The following is a 15,545-nucleotide window of genomic DNA, read 5'->3' on the forward strand; positions in this document are numbered from 1 at the left end:
CGCTTCAGTGCTGCGCGGGGAGCGCGAGCGCGAAGAGCGCACCCGCGCTGCTCACGACTGCGCCGATCACGAACAGTGCAGTGAACGAGCCGAGTGTGCTCGCGCCAGCCGCAGTGACGGCGATGCCAGTGAGCACCGAAGTTGAGATCGGCGCTCCGAGTGCTGAACCGACAGTACGCAGCACGCCATTCACCCCAAGCGCGGCGGCGATCTCTGCGCGCGGGGCGAGACTCGCGACGAGGTCGGAGACGACGGCGAAACCGATGCCGTTGCCGAGTCCGACGAGCGCGAAGAACGCGACAATCACGGGCAGGCTCTGCGGTGCGAGGGCGATGCCGAGGCTACCGGCGCCCATCACCAGGAGCGCGATGAGCGCGGTGAGTTTCGAGCTTGTGCGGCCGATGAGCCACGGCGCGAAGCGCCCGCCGAGGAAGACGAGGATCGCGCCGGGCAGGAGCGCGATACCCGTCTGTGTGACAGTGAAGCCTTGGCCGAACCCAGCACTGGGGCTGGCCTGCAGCAGCACCGGGAGCCCGACGTAGAACAGGTACGGGATGAACCCCAGGAACAGGGTCAGGCCGTTCGTGATCGCGAGCGCCGGCCGTGCGAGCGTGCGCACGTCGATGAGGGGCGAGGCGGTGCGGCGCTCGATGAGCACGAGGGCCGTGATGGCGGCGACTGCGAGGGCAGCGAGTCCGAGCACCGCTGGCGAGTCCCAGCCCCAGCTGCCTCCCTGGGAGATTGCGAGCAGTAGGGCGAGGAGCCCGACAGTGAGCAGCGCGGTGCCGGGCCAGTCGGTGCGGGCCGTCTTGCCGCGCTGCGAGGCTGGCACGAAGAGCGCGGTGAGCGCGATCGACACTATTCCCATTGCGGCGCCGGTCGCGAAGAGCCAGTGCCACGAGAGCGATTCGACGATGACGCCGCCGACGACGAGTGCCGCGCCAGCGCCGAGCCCCATCGTGCCGCTGAGCCAGCCTGTCGCGCTCCGCTGCGCTGCGCCTGCGGTGTGGCGTCTCACGATCGCGAGGGCGAGTGGGAACGTTGCGGTGCTCGCGCCCTGGAGCACTCGCCCGGCGAGCAGCACTGTCAGTGACGGAGCGAGCGCGGCGAGCACGCCCCCTAAGACGAACGTGCCGAGCGTAGCGAGCAGGATGCGTCGGTGTCCGTACCTGTCGCCGAGCGATCCGAGGATCGGGGCGGCGACCGCCCCGCACAGGAGGTAGCTGGTGAGGATCCAACCGGCCAGCGAGGCGTCAATACCGAACTCAGACATGAATGTCGGGATCGCTGGGACGAGCAGCGTCTGCATCATCGAGAAGCTCAGGACGCCGATGGCGAGCGCGAACACGAGGCCGCGCGGTCCGCGCACCGCGGTGGGGGAATCGGCCTGGGCGGGGGTTGGCGTTTGGGCGGTATGAGACACGGCTGCTCGACTTTCACTTCGGGCAGCGACGCCCTGATTCTTCGGAGCGGAATGCTCCGTTCCGATAGAAGTCTATGGCAAACACCGGTACCGTGGAAGAGTGACGTCACACGAACCCGAAGCTGGGCCCCTGCGCGGCCGCGCCCGCGAGGCGCAAAGCAACGACGGCGCGATCCTCCGAGCCGCCCGCGAAGTGTTCAGCGAGTGGGGCTGGAGCGCCCCGATGTCGGAGGTCGCCGCTCGGGCGAATACCGGTGTCGCGAGCATCTACCGGCGCTACCCGAGCAAGACCGAGCTCGTCAACGCAATCCGCGTGTACGCGCTCGACCTAATCTGCGAGCTCGCCGAAGACTGCGCGCGTCAAGCTGGTGCGCCAGGCCAGCCTGAGTCAGCCGTCGAACTTTTCCTCAGGCGCCACATCGCTGAGGCCAGGGGCCCGCTCATGCCCCTCCTTGGGCGGCAGGTCGGCAGCAACGACGAGATCGACGCGCTCTCGGACAGGCTCGAGGTCGCGCTGTCCGCGATCATCGCCCACGACGTCGCCCGCGGGCTCGTGCCAGCGAGCTACGGTCCCGGCGACCTGATGCTCACCGTCACGCACCTGCGCCCGGCACTCACGGTGCCACGGGACCGCGCCAACCTCATTCATTTGCGGCAGCTCGACTACGTGCTCGCCGGGCTCCGCGCATACGCGCAGAGCGGCGACGAGCCGAGCGGCAAGCCAGCAAGCTGGGAAGACTGGGTCAGCCTCAACAACACCGACGAGCGCGAGTAGGGGAGAAGGGCGCTACCCAGCGCTGCAGACGCCTGTCTGTGGGAGCGAGAGCGTGACTTGGCGAGCGGCCTCTCCGTCGCCGCTTAACTCGGCGGTGACCGACCTCACCTGCTCATAGCCTGTCGCGAGCAGAAACGTCGGTGCGCGTCCGTAGCTCTTCGCCCCGACAGTGTAGAAGTGTTTCTCTGGGTGGGCGAGTGCGGTTGCGCCGTGCGCGGGGACTGTTCCGCAGCTGTGAAACTCGGGAGCGATGAGCGGCCCAAGCGCTACTGGCGCTTCGGTGGCGTCGTCAAGGGCGAGGCGAAGCTCAGCTGTGATGCGGTGATCGGGGCGAAATCCTGTTGCCGGTACGAGGAAGTCGACCTCCAGGGTTCGCCCGTCTGCTGACACGACTGTGAGGCGATGCGGAGTCGCATCGGACTCGACGCGAAGCTCGCTCACCGAGACACCCTCAAGGAGCGTCACGTTGCCTGACTCCACGAGCCGGCGAAGGCTCGCCCCGAGCTGCCCCCGCGCGGGCAGCTCGTCGGCCGCTTCACCCCCAAACAGGCGACCCGGATCGGCTGCGCCGCGGATGCCCCACAGGATTTCAGTCGCCGGGTCTTGCTGCCGAAGCCTGCCGAGGGCGATGAGGGTTGTCGCCGCCGAATGGCCCGATCCCAAGACGAGCACCCGCTTGCCCGCAAACTGCGACCGCTCGGCTCCGAGCGGGTCTGGCAGCGGCGAGGTGATGAGTGCCTGCTCCCGTGCGGTGGTCTCGCCAATTGCGTGAATACCTGATCTCCCGACAGGGTTCGGCGAGTTCCAGATTCCGGTCGCGTCGATCACTGCCCGCGCGGTGAGTTCGTGCTCACCGGTGGCCGTCGCAAACCGTATTAGGAACGGTTGCGTGCCGCGAGCTGTCGTTCGGGTCTTATCGAAAGATCCCCCGGTGGGTGTTGTTCGAGTGACCGCGGTGACGCGACGTTGGAGCCTGAGGTGGGGCGCGATTGCAGGGTGTGCGGCGAGCGGTGCAAGGTACGCGTCGATGAGTTCGCGACCTGTCGGCAACTGGGTCGGGCGCGGCTGCTCCCAGGGTGCCGCGCCGGGGTCGTTTCGCGACTCGAGCAGCCGCCGCGCGGCGCCATCGATGTTGTATTGCCACGTCGAGAACAGCTGCACGTGGTTCCACGACTCCATTGCCGCGCCAACAGAGTTGCCGGCCTCGAGGATCACGAACTGTTGATTTCGCTCGGCGAGGTGAGCTGCGGCTGCGAGCCCGATTGGACCCGCGCCGAGGATCGCAATAGGAAGCTTGGTGCTCATGAGGTGGTGCCTTTCTGGGAAGCGTGCGGCGCGGGGTGTGGAGCCCACGTCCTGTCTTGACTGAGCTGGGTTGCGGATGGCGCGAAGAATCTTCGCGCCCAGAGAGCGACGTACACGAGCCCGATGAGGATCGGTACCTCGATGAGCGGGCCGACGATTCCCGCGAGGGCCTGGCCGCTTGCGGCCCCAAACGTGCCGATGGCGACAGCGATCGCGAGCTCAAAGTTGTTGCCTGCCGCGGTGAATGCCAAGGCAGTGGTGCGCTCGTAGCCGAGGCCGGCGACGCGGCCAATCGCCATGCTGACGAAGAACATTACGGTGAAGTAGACGAGCAGCGGGACAGCGATTCGCGCCACTTCGATCGGCTGCGCGACGATGCGATCGCCCTGCAAGGCAAAGAGCGCCACGATCGTGAAGAGGAGCCCGTAGAGCGCCCATGGGGCGAGCTTCGGCAGGAACGACTGCTCGTACCAGGCGCGTCCGCGAGCGCGCTCGGCCGCGAACCTCGTCGCGACTCCGGCGACAAGTGGCAGTCCGAGAAAGACAAGCACCGACAGCGTGATCGACGCGAGCGAGAAGTCGACCTGGGTGGTAGCGAGCCCGAGCCAGCCTGGCAACACCTGCAGGTAGAACCAGCCGAGTGCGCCGAATGCGACGAGTTGAAACACCGAATTGATTGCAACGAGCACCGCGGCGGCCTCGCTGTCTCCGCAGGCGAGGTCGTTCCAGATGAGCACCATGGCGATGCAGCGCGCGAGCCCAACAATGATGAGTCCCGTGCGGTACTCAGGCTGGTCTGCGAGGAAGACCCAGGCAAGCACGAACATGAACGCGGGAGCGACAAGCCAGTTCAGCACGAGTGAGAGTACGAGGAGTTTCTTGTCGGTGAGCACGTTGGTTGTCTCCGTGTACCTGACCTTTGCGAGAACTGGGTACATCATGACGAGGAGCCCAATCGCGATAGGAATCGACACGCCTGCGACGTGCATCGACTCCAAGGCCGGGCCGAGTCCTGGCGCAACCTGTCCGAGAAGGATGCCAGCGGCGACCGCAAGCAGAATCCACACCGGTAGCAACTTGTTGGTCGTGTTGAGGGTGGCGCGAGCCTTGTGTTGGACGGCGGCCTGCTCGGTCATGTGGCTCCTGAAGTGAAACATAGATGGTTGTCGATATGTGCAGCTCCGAGTATGCTCTGGGATATAGATGGTTGTCAATCTCTAGTGCCGAGGGGTCACACACATGGCAGAACGACACGAGCACGCAATCAGCGGCCTCGACACTCAAGGCGAGTCGTGCTGCCCGGCGGAGGGCACAGGCAACGCCTCGGCCGAAAGCCAAGACTTCACCCAACTTGCCGCAGGCTTCAAAGCGATTGCCGATCCAACCCGACTGCGGATTCTCGCGATCGTCACTGAGTCCCCCGAATCAGAGGTCTGCGTCTGCGACCTGCCCGGCCCGCTCGGTCTGACACAGCCCACGGTCTCGCATCATCTCCGAGTGCTCGTTGAAGCCGGGCTGCTACACCGCGAGAAGCGAGGAGTCTGGGCGTACTTCTCACCCGTGCCTGGCGCTTTGCAGCGGCTCTTCGGAGCGGTGTTGCAGCCAGACGAGACAGGAGCTGGCGTATGAGCGAGGCTCCCGGGGTGCTCTTCGTGTGCGTCAAGAACGGTGGCAAGTCTCAGATCGCCGCAGGGCTGATGCGAGCGCTCTCGGCTGGCAAGGTGCGCGTCGACTCTGCTGGCACGGCGCCGGGAAACGCTGTCAGTGCGCTCGCCGCCGAGGTGCTGCGTGATCGCGGCATTGAGATTGGGAGCGAGGTGCCGACGCTGCTCACCGACGACGCCATGCGCAGGGCAGGTCTCGTCGTAGTGCTCGGCGCCGAAGCGAACGTAGCGCCTGTTGCGGGCGTGCGAGTTGAAACCTGGCACACAGACGAGCCGAGCACCCGCGGCATCGACGGGCGCGAGCGGATGGAACTCGTGTGTGACGACATTGAACAGCGCGTGCGGGCCCTCCTCGAGACGCTCTCACGCTGAGTGCTGTGGGGCGCCAGGCGTGCGCCCCACAGCGGTGCTACGCGACGATCGCGACAGGGTTCTCAAGGAGCCCAGTCAGCACGCGCAGGAACTGCGCGGCGAGCGCGCCATCGATGATGCGGTGGTCTGCCGACAGGGTATAGCGGAGCCGCTCTCGCGCAACGATCGCCCCGTCGACGACCGCGGGCTCAGATACCGCGGATCCCACCGCGAGGATCGCTGCTTCCGGCGGGTTGATCACAGCGGTGAACTGCTCGACAACGTACATGCCGAGGTTGCTGATCGTGAACGTGCCCCCAGTCATCTCGTCGGGTGTGAGCTTGCCGTCGCGCGCCCGCGCGGAGAGCGCTGACGTTGCTGCGGCGATCGCCGAGGTCGGCAGCCGATCCGCGTCACGGATCACAGGCACGACGAGCCCCGAGTCTGCGGCGACAGCGAGCCCAACGTGCACGCGCTCGTGCATGACCGTCGCGCCACGCCCCTCGTCGGAATACGAGGCGTTCACCCCCGGTACCTCGCGTAAAGCGAGCGCGCAGGCTCGAACAATCATGTCGGTGACGCTGAGCTTTAGCCTGTCAGCGGCGACGAGCCGCTCGTTGAGTGTCGCCCGCAGCGTGATGAGCTCGGTCACATCGGCGACCGCGGTCACCGCGAAGTGCGGCGCCTCAGAACTGCTCGAGCTCAGCCTGCGCGCGATCACCGCACGGGTCGCGTCGAAGGGAACCACCGTGGAGTGCTGCAGAGCGTTTGTCGCGCTCGTCGCGGGCACCGGCAACGGTGAACCGGCCCCAGCGGGCGCCCCAGCTGGTGCGTCCTCGATGTCAGCGCGAACGATCCTTCCGCCAGGCCCGCTCCCGATCACACCTGCGAGGTCGATTCCACGTTCTCTCACGAGTCGCCTCACGAGCGGCGAAATGACCTGCCGCGCGCCCTCAGCTGGTCGCAGCGGGGTAGGGGCCGCAGGCCCCGCGGGCACGGGAGCGGCGACGGGTGTAGGTGCGGGTACGGGGGCAGATTCTGGCGCGGGTGCGGGAGCCGATTCGGGGTTCGGCGCGGCAGACCCGAAGGTGCGCACCGGTGCCTCCGCCAGCACGCTTTCCGGATCCTGACCGGGGGCCGCGCCGCGCTCGTCGTCGAGTCTCGCGATTGGCTCCCCAATGCGCGCCTGCTCACCCACCTGCACAAGAATGCTGCTGAGAACGCCCGCCTCGTAGGCCTCCTGCTCCATCAGCGCCTTGTCGGTTTCGATCTCGACGAGGATGTCGCCGACTTCGACGCGGTCGCCTGGCTGTTTCAGCCAGGTCGCGATGGTGCCCTCGGTCATAGTGTCACTCAGGCGGGGCATGAGAATGTCGATCATGTGTGCTGCCTTTCTATGCACGGCCGGCGACAGCCGCGAGCGTCTCGCGGATCGCGGTGATGGCATCGGTTGCTTGGGGGAGTGCCGCTGTCTCGAGCGGCTTGGAGTACGGCAATGGCACCTCGGCCATCGCGACCCGGCGAACTGGGGCGTCGAGCCAGTCGAAAGCGCCGTCTGAGATCGTGGCCGCGATCTCTGCGCCGATGCCGTAGGTGAGCCAATCGTCTTCAAGTACGACCGCGCAGTTGGTGCGCTTGACTGAGTCGATGATCGTGTCGCGGTCAAGCGGCCGGAGGCTTCGCAGGTCGACAACCTCGACGTCGATTCCGTCGGTCTCGGCGAGGAGCTCGGCGACTTCGAGTGCAACGGCAGCCATCCGCGAGTAGGCGACAACTGTGATGTCGCTCCCGCGCCTCGTGACCTTCGCCCGACCGATTTCTGCCGGGGTGTCATCGTCTGGAACCTCCCCGCGCGTGTTGTAGAGCGCGAGGTTTTCGAGAAAGAGCACCGGATCGTCATCTCGGATTGCGGCGAGCAAAAGGGCCTTGGCGTCTGCGGGGCTCGACGGTGCGACGACCTTCATTCCGGGAACGAACGCGTAAAACAGTTCGATGTTCTGCGAATGGGTGGCCCCCAGTTGTTGTCCACCACCGCCCGGAGTGCGGATGACGAGCGGAACGCGCGCCTGCCCGCCGAACATCCCGTAGATCTTCGCCGCGTGGTTGACGATCTGATCGAGCGCGAGCAGCGAGAAGTTGATTGTCATGATCTCGACGACAGGCCGAAGCCCAAGCATTGCGGCCCCGATTGCGGCGCCGGTGAAGCCCTCCTCTGCGATCGGGGTGTCGCGGACTCGCTTCGGGCCGAACTCCTCGAGCATTCCGGCGGTGATCTTGTACGAGCCCTCGAACACGCCGATCTCTTCGCCGATCAGCATCACCTCGGGGTCTCGGATCATCTCGGCTCGAAGCGTGTCGTGCAACGCCTGGCGGTAGGTCATGGTCTGGGTGCTCATGAGGTGGCTCCGATCAGGGGCATTGGCGGGACAGGGGCGGGGGCGAAGAGCGGCTGACCCGGCAGCCTGCGGGAATCGTTCGCAACCGGAGTCGCGTAGGTGTAGTCGAAGAGCGTGTCAACGCTCGGGTGTGGGCTTGCCTCCGCGAACTGAACCGCAGCCTGCACGCGGGCCGTCGCGCCTGCGTCGATTTCAGCCACCGAGCCTTCGTCGAGCAGCCCACGGGCGGTGAGGTGCTCAGCGAACAGCGTGATCGGGTCGCTCGCGGCGAGGGACTTGGTCTTCTCGGCGCTGCGATACTTGGCAGGGTCGACGACCGAATGGCCCTTCAGTCGCTCGCTCACGGCTTCAAGGAGGAACGGCGAGCCCGACCGCGCGCTCGAAAGTGCGCGCTGCATCGCGTCGCGCACGGCGAGCGGGTCGGTCCCGTCGACCCGCTCCGCAGGCATCCGATAGGACGCGGCGCGCTTGTAGAGCTCTGGTTCGCCCGATGACTCCTCGACGGTTGTTCCCATGCCCAGGCCGTTGTTCACGACGACGAACACGACGGGCAGCCGCCAGATTGCTGCAAGGTTGAGTGACTCGTGAAACGCGCCGATATTCGTGGTGCCGTCTCCCATAATGCAGACGACTGCCTCGCGACCGCCGCGATAATCGATTGCAAGCGCAGCACCCGTGGCGAGCGGAAGCTGGCCACCAACAATGCCGTAGCCGCCGAGCAGCCTCGCTTCGACATCGAACAGGTGCATTGACCCGCCCCAGCCTTTCGAGACTCCACCGGAGCGGCCGTAGAGCTCCGCCATGATGCGGCCGGGATCGATGCCTTTGCTGAGTGCGTATCCGTGTTCGCGATAGTTGGTGAACAGGTAGTCTGTGCGTTCCATCGCGGCGAGGACGCCGACGACGGTTGCCTCCTCGCCGAGGTTCAGGTGGCAGTAGCCTCCGATTTCTGCCTGCGTATAGGCGCGCGCGGCGCGCTCTTCGAACCGGCGAATCAGCACCATCTCCCTGTACATGCCGAGGAGGGCGCCGTCGTCGATCGTGTCAGCTATCTGGTCTGGAGACGACGTTGCCTTCGGTGTCCGGGGCGCCCTGTTTCGCCTCGTCTGTGGCTTCGTCTGTGGCTTCGCTTGTGGCTGTGCTCCCACGTGTGAACTCCTCACGAGCTTCCGCGTGTCGCCACGTGCAGTGGCGACCCAATATTAATGAAACGAAATCGTATCATTATAGAATGGAGGTCGGCGCCGAGCTTCGCGACTGCGAGGACGCGCTGCGCGAGAGGGGTGTGAGATGAGCGCGAGTGGCGAGCGGCGCAAACGGGGGCGCCCGACTGAGGCTGAGCGGCTGACGCGGCGCGATCACATCCTCGACGCTGCGCTCCAGGCATTCATCTCGCGCGGTTATGGGGCGGTAACGATCGATGAGGTCGCGCTCGCCGCCCAGGTGACGAAACGCACGATCTACTCATACTTCGGCGACAAGGCGGGCATCTTCACCGCTGTCATCGAGCGTTTCCGCGCTGCGGCGGCCGAAGTTCAGAGCGACAATATCGTCGATACCGCGACACGCATAGTCGAAGTGTTGTTCTCCGACGCCGCCGTTGGAATGCACAGGCTGATGATTGCCGAGGCCTCGCAATTTCCCGACCTTGCGGCAGGCTTCTACGAAAGTGGGCCGCGTGGCTACGTCGCGTTGCTCGCAGAACACCTGCCAGGAGATCGGGCGGAACGGGAAGTTGTGGCGGAGGCGTTGTTTGGGGTGCTTCTCGGAGAGCCACATAGGCGCAGGCTGCTGGGGCTCCAGAGTGAGCCGGATCCGGCAGTAGCGCGAGCGCACGCTGAGCGGGCGCTCGCGCTACTGCGAGTAGGTGAGTGAGGATAAGCTGACGCGTGCCCGGTGCTAGTTGCCCGTCGGGGCCGCGTCGTAGGTTACCCAGCTCGCCCGAGTTGCGAGCGTGTTGTAGAGCGCCTGCGCCTGGTGGTTGTCTTCGGCTGTGACCCACTGGACGCCCGCGCGCCCCTCGGCTGCAGCCATGTCTGTGAGCCTGCCAATGAGCGCGCGGCCCACGCCCCTTCCGCGAGCGGCGGGCGTGGTGAAGAGGTCGTCGAGGAAGATGCTTGTCGTCCCTGTGTAGGGCGACGAGAACCGGCGGTGGTGGGCGAACCCAAGGACCTCTCCGTCGACCTCTGCGACGAGCGCATCGCACTCGTGTCGCGGATCCATGAACCATCCCCAGGCTCGCGAGACGACCTCTTCGGACTCTGCGAGCCTGTAGAACTCGCGGTATGCCCGGAAGTGAGCGCGCCACTGGGTTTCGTCGGCTGGCGCAAGCGGGCGGACCGTTGGTGGGGCGAAGCCCGGTGCGGTTGCGGCGAAGGCGACGGCCGCCGCGGTTGACAGTAACGGTGTTGCGGAATTATCAGTAACGTTATTAACTAGGTTCATGTCCAAGGATAACAGAAGCTCGGCGGTGGCAGCGCAGATCCGCGCCGAGATCGCCGACCTATCCCCGGGAGACAAGCTTCCAGGGGTGCGGGAGCTCGCCAGCAGATTCAAGGCGAGCGCGGCCACAATCTCCGAGGCGCTCGCCGAGCTCAGCGCGCTCGGGCTCGTGCGCGCCGAGCCAGGCCGGGGAACGTTCGTGGCGCGGCGCGAACCCATCCGCGAGGCTGACTACTCGTGGCAAACCCAAGCGCTCGGGCCCGCCCGGGTCGACGCAGATCGCGCCTCACGGCTCGGTGGGTACGGGACCCCGCAGCACGTGCCGCTCTCCTGGGGATACCTCGCGCCCGAGCTCGTGCCGGGCGGTGAGCTCACACGGATAACTGCCCGCGTCGCAAAACACTCGCGCTCGTGGCAGATGACGCCCGTCGCGGGATCGCCAGATCTGCGCAGGGTCATCGCCGCCGACTACACGGCAGATCCAGGCGATGTGCTCATCGTTCCCGGTGGCCAACAGGGGCTCGCGTACGCGCTACGAACCCTCAGCGAGCCGGGCGGCCACGTCATCACCGAAAGCCCGAGCTATCCCGGCGTTATCCTCGCAGCGCAGAGCGCCGGGCTGACAGTGAGCTCGGTTCCCGCCGACGCGCACGGGATCCGGATCGAGGCGCTCGCCGACGAACTCGAGCGCACCCGCGCCCGCGTGGTCTATGTGCAGCCCACGTACGCGAACCCGACCGGGGCGGTGCTCGCCCCCGAACGCCGCACGGCGCTCATCGAGCTTGCCGCAAAGCACGGCGCGTTCGTCGTGGAGGATGACTGGGCGCGCTATATCAACCTCGACGAGAAGGCCCCGCGGCCAGTGTTCGTCGACGATCCCAACGGCCACGTCGTGACGGTGACGACGCTCTCGAAGCCAGTGTCGCCCGGACTGCGGCTCGGCGCCGTGATCGCGCGCGGACCAGCGGGGGAGCGACTCCAGGCCGCGCGCGCCGCCGAAGATCTGTGCGTCTCACCGCTCACCCAGGAGGTGACCCACGCCCTGCTCACCTCGCAGGCGTGGGTGCGACATCGGGGACGACTCAGTGCCGAGCTCACGGCGCGGCGAGACGCGCTCGTGCGGGCGATCCACACGTACCTCCCTGACGTCACACTGCAGTCGATCCCGCGTGGTGGATTGCACATGTGGGGGAGGCTGCCGGAGTTCGCGCGCTCCCGCGAGGTTGCCGAGAACGCATACGCCGCGGGGGTGCTCGTCGGCGACGGAAGGCATTTCTTCGTGAACGAGCCCTCCGGGCAGTACCTGCGCTTCTCGTTCGGCGCGGCGACCGAAGCGCAGGCCGCCGAGGGTGCCCGGTTGTTGGCGCGGGTGCTCGAGACCTAAGCCGTTTGTCCCCGCCGCAAGCGGGTTGTTCTGATCGCCAAAGTGAGGGGCAAAAGTTGGCCGTTCATGCCATGGCCTTTCACTGCTTCGCGCGATAGTGTGAGGCTCACAAGTGACCCTTGTGAGTGCTTCGACGGCGAAGACGACGCATCTTTGTTGCCGAGGCGCTGAGCACCACTGAGTGCTCCGAGTACCACCAGAGCAATCCCAAACAAGGAGCGTGAACGTCAATGGGGATCAATATCCATGATCCAGAACCCATTCGCTTTCTCGACGCAGACGGAACGTTTGCGCCGAACGAGAGTGCGGCGGAGTATCTCAGCGAGATCGATGATCTCGCTGTTGAAGAAGTCCAAGAGTGGTACAGGTCGATGGCCCGCAGCCGTGCTTTCGACACAGAGTGCACAAACCTCCAGCGTCAGGGCCAGCTCGCGCTGTGGGCACCGAACCTTGGCCAGGAGGGCTGTCAGGTCGGGCTCGCGTACGCGACCGAACCAGACGACCACCTGTTCCCCACCTACCGAGAGCACGCCGTCGCCGACGTCCGCGGGGTACCGTTTCTCGATCTCGCGGCCCAGTTCCGCGGGCTCACACACGGCGGATGGGACGTCAACGACCCAAAGAACGGCAACTTCCACCTCTACACAGTCGTGCTCGGCGCGCAGGCGCAGCACGCGCAGGGCTTCGCGCTCGGCATGCTGCTCGACGCAAAACGCAAGGCCGGAAACACCGCGCTGGATCCGAATGAGGCCGGCACCCGCACTGAGCGTGGCGTGATGTGCTTCTACGGCGATGGCACCACAAGCCAGGGCGAGGCAAACGAAGCGCTCGTCTTCGCGCAGAGCTACCAGTCTCCAGTCGTCTTCGTCGTGCAGAACAACCAGTACGCGATCTCGGTTCCAGTGGCCCGCCAGAGCCGCACCCCGCTCTACCGACGTGCGCTCGGATTCGGTATTCAGTCGGTGCAGATCGACGGCAATGACGTGCTCGCCTCCTACGCCGTCGGCCGCCGCTTCATGCGCGACGCGCGTGAGGGCCGCGGCCCGGGCTACATCGAAGCCCTGACCTACCGCGTTGGCGCGCACACAACGAGCGATGACCCGACCCGCTACCGGGAGAACGAAGAGCTCGAAGAGTGGAAGACGAAGGATCCGCTCGCCCGTGCCGCCGGATACCTCCGCTCACTCGGAGTCACGGACGAGACGATCGCAGAGATTGACGCCGAAGCCGCCGCTCACGCGCGCGTCGTCCGCGAGGAGATCCTCGCGCTCCCCGCGTCGAAGCCCGACGAGATCTTCGACTACGTCTACGCAGAGCCGCACCCGCGCATCGACGAACAGCAGACCTGGATGCACGCCTACGAAGCGTCGTTCGCAGAGGAGGTGGCCTCATGAGCCAGTCACAGGAGACCACATCACTCGCGATCGCCCGTGCGATCAACGCAGGCCTCCGCGAGGCGCTGTCCAAGGACGACAACGTCGTGCTGCTCGGGCAAGACATCGGCGCCCTCGGCGGCGTCTTCCGTGTGACAGACGCGCTCGCGAAAGACTTCGGAACCGCCCGCGTGCTCGACATGCCGCTCGCCGAGGCAGGCATCCTCGGATCGGCAGTCGGCCTCGCGATGAGTGGCTTCCGCCCCGTCGCCGAGATCCAGTTCGATGGCTTCGTGTTTCCGGCGATGAACCAGCTCGTCACCCAGCTTGCGAAGCTGCGAAACCGCTCGGCCGGCACCATGAACATGCCAGTCGTGCTGCGCCTGCCCTACGGCGGCCACATTGGTGCTGTCGAACACCACCAGGAGAGCCCGGAGGCGTACTTCGCCCACACCGCCGGCCTGCGTGTTGTCAGCCCGGCGAACGCGAACGACGCCTACTGGATGATCCAGCAGGCGATCGAGTCTGAGGATCCCGTGATCTTCCTTGAGCCCAAGGCCAAGTACTGGCAGAAGGGTGAGGTGCGCCTCGACCGCCCCGCCGCGAAGCTCCACGAGACGCTCGTCGCCCGCGAGGGGAGCGACGTGACCCTCGTTGGGTTCGGCGCGATGGTGACGACCCTGCTGCAGGCCGCAGAAATCGCCAAGTCCGAGGGCGTCAGCGCCGAGGTCATTGACCTGCGCACAGTCTCACCGATCGACTACGGGCCCATCATCGCATCCGTGCGCAAGACCGGCCGCGTTGTCGTCGCTCAGGAGGCGCCCGAGAACGCTAGCGTCGGCTCCGAGATCGCCGCGACGCTGAGCGAACGCTGCTTCCTTTCCCTCGAGGCCCCGGTGCTCAGGGTTTCGGGCTACGACACTCCGTTCCCGCCTGCCGGGAACGAGAGCCATTACCTGCCCGATGCTGATCGCGTGCTTGAAGCCGTCGATCGCGCACTGAACTACTAGACAGCGCGCCGCGCTGAGAGGGTAAGACATGAGTAAGAATGAATTTGCGCTCCCCGACGTGGGGGAGGGCTTGACCGAAGCCGAGATCGTCACCTGGGCAGTGAAGCCAGGCGACACCGTGCACCTGAACCAGGTGATCTGCGAGATCGAGACCGCGAAGTCGCTCGTTGAGATCCCGTCGCCGTTCGAGGGTGAGATCGCCGAGCTGCTCGTTGAGACCGGGACGACGGTGCCCGTGGGCACCGCGATCCTCAGGATGGTTGGCGACGACGCCGATCCTGGTCCCGCCACCGCCCCCGCTGAGCCGGCCTCTTCCGAGGGCGAATCCGCAGGTGCGGCGCACGCGGCTGACGCGGCCGCCGCCGCTGAGCCAGCTAGCGCCGCCCCAGCAGCGGCGGACGACGAAAACTCGGGTGCCGTGCTCGTCGGGTACGGCACCGGCGGGGCAGTGAAGAGTCGCCGCAAGCCTGGCGGGCAACCGCTCGTCGTGGTGGGACCGGCCGAGACCGCCGAGCCCCCTGCCGCGGGCAAAGTGTATGTGAAGCCACCCGTGCGCAAACTTGCCAAGGACCTCGGCATTGACCTCGCGCGGGTCGCGGGTTCGGGCGCGGGCGGCGAGATCCTTCGCGACGATGTGCACGCAGCGGCGAGCGGCGCAGGCACCTCAGGATCGGGCGCGACGGCAGGCGAACTTCGCATGGCGACGAGCGGATTCGTCTCGGGTGGCGCGCGCGAGGAGCGGGTGCCCGTGAAGGGAATCCGTAAGGTCGTCGCGGCGGCGATGGTCGAGAGCAAGTTCACGGCCCCGCACACCTCAGTGTTTGTCGAGGTCGATGCGACGCGCACGATGAAGTTCGTCAAGCGGCTCAAGCAAAACGAGGCGTTCGCGGACGTACGAGTGTCGCCACTTCTCGTCATGGCGCGTGCAGTGATCTGGGCGCTCGCTCGAAACCCCGAGGTGAACTCGGCTTGGGCGGGCGACGAGATCATCCGCCGCAACTACGTGAACCTCGGCATTGCAGCCGCGACGCCCCGTGGGCTCGTCGTGCCGAACATCAAGGATGCGCACGAGCTGTCGCTCCTCGAACTCGCCGAGGCGATCGGCACGCTCACACAGCGCGCCCGTCAGGGAGCGACCCAGCCAGCCGAGATGCAGCAGGGCACAGTGACGATCACCAACGTCGGCGTGTTCGGGGTCGACTTCGGGCTGCCGATCTTGAACCCCGGCGAGACTGCGATCGTCGCCATGGGCTCGATCAAAGAAAAGCCATGGGTTGTGAAGGGCAAGGTTCGCCCGCGCATGGTGACCACGGTCGGAGGCTCGTTCGATCACCGCGTCATCGACGGCGACGTGATCAGCAGGTTTATCGCAGACATCGCAGCCGTGCTTGAACGACCGGAACACCTGTTGAGCTAATTCGG

The 15,545-nt window shown here is 66.1% G+C and carries 15 protein-coding genes; 8 read left to right on the forward strand and 7 right to left on the reverse strand.

All coding sequences use genetic code 11. The features are described 5' to 3' along the window. Positions 1-4: 4 nt before the first annotated feature. Positions 5-1,423 (reverse strand): MFS transporter, encoded by a 1,419-nt coding sequence (locus KI794_RS04070; protein WP_255809239.1) that lies wholly within the window; start codon positions 1,421-1,423, stop codon positions 5-7. Positions 1,424-1,523: 100 nt separating this feature from the next. On the opposite strand from KI794_RS04070, the gene KI794_RS04075 reads away from it, so the two are divergent. Continuing rightward, complete coding sequence (locus KI794_RS04075; RefSeq protein ID WP_162921180.1) at positions 1,524-2,198, forward strand: TetR/AcrR family transcriptional regulator; 675 nt, start codon at positions 1,524-1,526, stop codon at positions 2,196-2,198. A 12-nt stretch (positions 2,199-2,210) separates the two neighbouring features. On the opposite strand, the gene KI794_RS04080 is transcribed toward KI794_RS04075, so the two are convergent. Both KI794_RS04080 and arsB read right to left on the reverse strand, forming a co-directional pair. Next, complete coding sequence (locus KI794_RS04080; protein ID WP_255809240.1) at positions 2,211-3,503, reverse strand: FAD-dependent oxidoreductase; 1,293 nt, start codon at positions 3,501-3,503, stop codon at positions 2,211-2,213. Further along, complete coding sequence (gene arsB / locus KI794_RS04085; RefSeq protein ID WP_119283197.1) at positions 3,500-4,639, reverse strand: ACR3 family arsenite efflux transporter; 1,140 nt, start codon at positions 4,637-4,639, stop codon at positions 3,500-3,502. The genes KI794_RS04080 and arsB overlap by 4 nt, the downstream gene beginning before the upstream one ends. Before the next feature lie 103 nt (positions 4,640-4,742). On the opposite strand from arsB, the gene KI794_RS04090 reads away from it, so the two are divergent. Together KI794_RS04090 and KI794_RS04095 are read left to right on the forward strand one after the other, a co-directional pair. Beyond that, positions 4,743-5,132: an ArsR/SmtB family transcription factor gene (locus KI794_RS04090; protein ID WP_119283196.1), complete on the forward strand. Its 390-nt coding sequence runs from the start codon at positions 4,743-4,745 to the stop codon at positions 5,130-5,132. Further along, a complete protein-coding gene (locus KI794_RS04095) occupies positions 5,129-5,539 on the forward strand; it encodes an arsenate-mycothiol transferase ArsC (RefSeq protein WP_119283195.1) in 411 nt (136 codons plus the stop codon). The genes KI794_RS04090 and KI794_RS04095 overlap by 4 nt, the downstream gene beginning before the upstream one ends. 37 nt (positions 5,540-5,576) lie before the next feature. On the opposite strand, the gene KI794_RS04100 is transcribed toward KI794_RS04095, so the two are convergent. Genes KI794_RS04100 through pdhA form a run of 3 tightly spaced genes read right to left on the reverse strand, consistent with a single transcriptional unit; the run spans position 5,577 to position 9,062 of the window. After that, positions 5,577-6,899: a dihydrolipoamide acetyltransferase family protein gene (locus KI794_RS04100; protein ID WP_255809241.1), complete on the reverse strand. Its 1,323-nt coding sequence runs from the start codon at positions 6,897-6,899 to the stop codon at positions 5,577-5,579. Between the two features lie 13 nt (positions 6,900-6,912). Next, complete coding sequence (locus KI794_RS04105) at positions 6,913-7,914, reverse strand: alpha-ketoacid dehydrogenase subunit beta (RefSeq protein WP_255809242.1); 1,002 nt, start codon at positions 7,912-7,914, stop codon at positions 6,913-6,915. Next, complete coding sequence (gene pdhA / locus KI794_RS04110; protein ID WP_255809243.1) at positions 7,911-9,062, reverse strand: pyruvate dehydrogenase (acetyl-transferring) E1 component subunit alpha; 1,152 nt, start codon at positions 9,060-9,062, stop codon at positions 7,911-7,913. Before pdhA ends, KI794_RS04105 begins: the two co-directional genes overlap by 4 nt. A gap of 142 nt (positions 9,063-9,204) precedes the next feature. Between pdhA and KI794_RS04115 the strand changes: the two genes are divergently transcribed. Next, positions 9,205-9,789 carry a TetR/AcrR family transcriptional regulator gene (locus KI794_RS04115; RefSeq protein ID WP_119283193.1) on the forward strand — a complete coding sequence of 195 codons (585 nt, stop codon included), beginning with the start codon at positions 9,205-9,207 and terminating at the stop codon, positions 9,787-9,789. A gap of 24 nt (positions 9,790-9,813) precedes the next feature. On the opposite strand, the gene KI794_RS04120 is transcribed toward KI794_RS04115, so the two are convergent. Then, a complete protein-coding gene (locus KI794_RS04120; protein WP_255809244.1) occupies positions 9,814-10,359 on the reverse strand; it encodes a GNAT family N-acetyltransferase in 546 nt (181 codons plus the stop codon). Between KI794_RS04120 and KI794_RS04125 the strand changes: the two genes are divergently transcribed. From KI794_RS04125 to KI794_RS04140, 4 genes are all read left to right on the forward strand, one after another. Continuing rightward, positions 10,358-11,740: an aminotransferase-like domain-containing protein gene (locus KI794_RS04125; protein WP_119283191.1), complete on the forward strand. Its 1,383-nt coding sequence runs from the start codon at positions 10,358-10,360 to the stop codon at positions 11,738-11,740. The genes KI794_RS04120 and KI794_RS04125 overlap by 2 nt on opposite strands. A gap of 230 nt (positions 11,741-11,970) precedes the next feature. Further along, on the forward strand, positions 11,971-13,134 hold the full coding sequence (locus KI794_RS04130) for a thiamine pyrophosphate-dependent enzyme (protein ID WP_255809246.1): 1,164 nt from the start codon (positions 11,971-11,973) through the stop codon (positions 13,132-13,134). Further along, positions 13,131-14,123, forward strand: coding sequence for an alpha-ketoacid dehydrogenase subunit beta (locus KI794_RS04135; protein ID WP_119283189.1), 993 nt, complete (start codon positions 13,131-13,133; stop codon positions 14,121-14,123). Before KI794_RS04130 ends, KI794_RS04135 begins: the two co-directional genes overlap by 4 nt. Before the next feature lie 28 nt (positions 14,124-14,151). Then, entirely contained in the window at positions 14,152-15,540 is a 1,389-nt protein-coding gene (locus tag KI794_RS04140) for a dihydrolipoamide acetyltransferase family protein (protein ID WP_255809249.1), read from the forward strand. Positions 15,541-15,545 lie beyond the last annotated feature (5 nt).

It is taken from the genome of Leucobacter aridicollis (assembly GCF_024399335.1).
Lineage (GTDB): Bacteria > Actinomycetota > Actinomycetes > Actinomycetales > Microbacteriaceae > Leucobacter > Leucobacter aridicollis_A.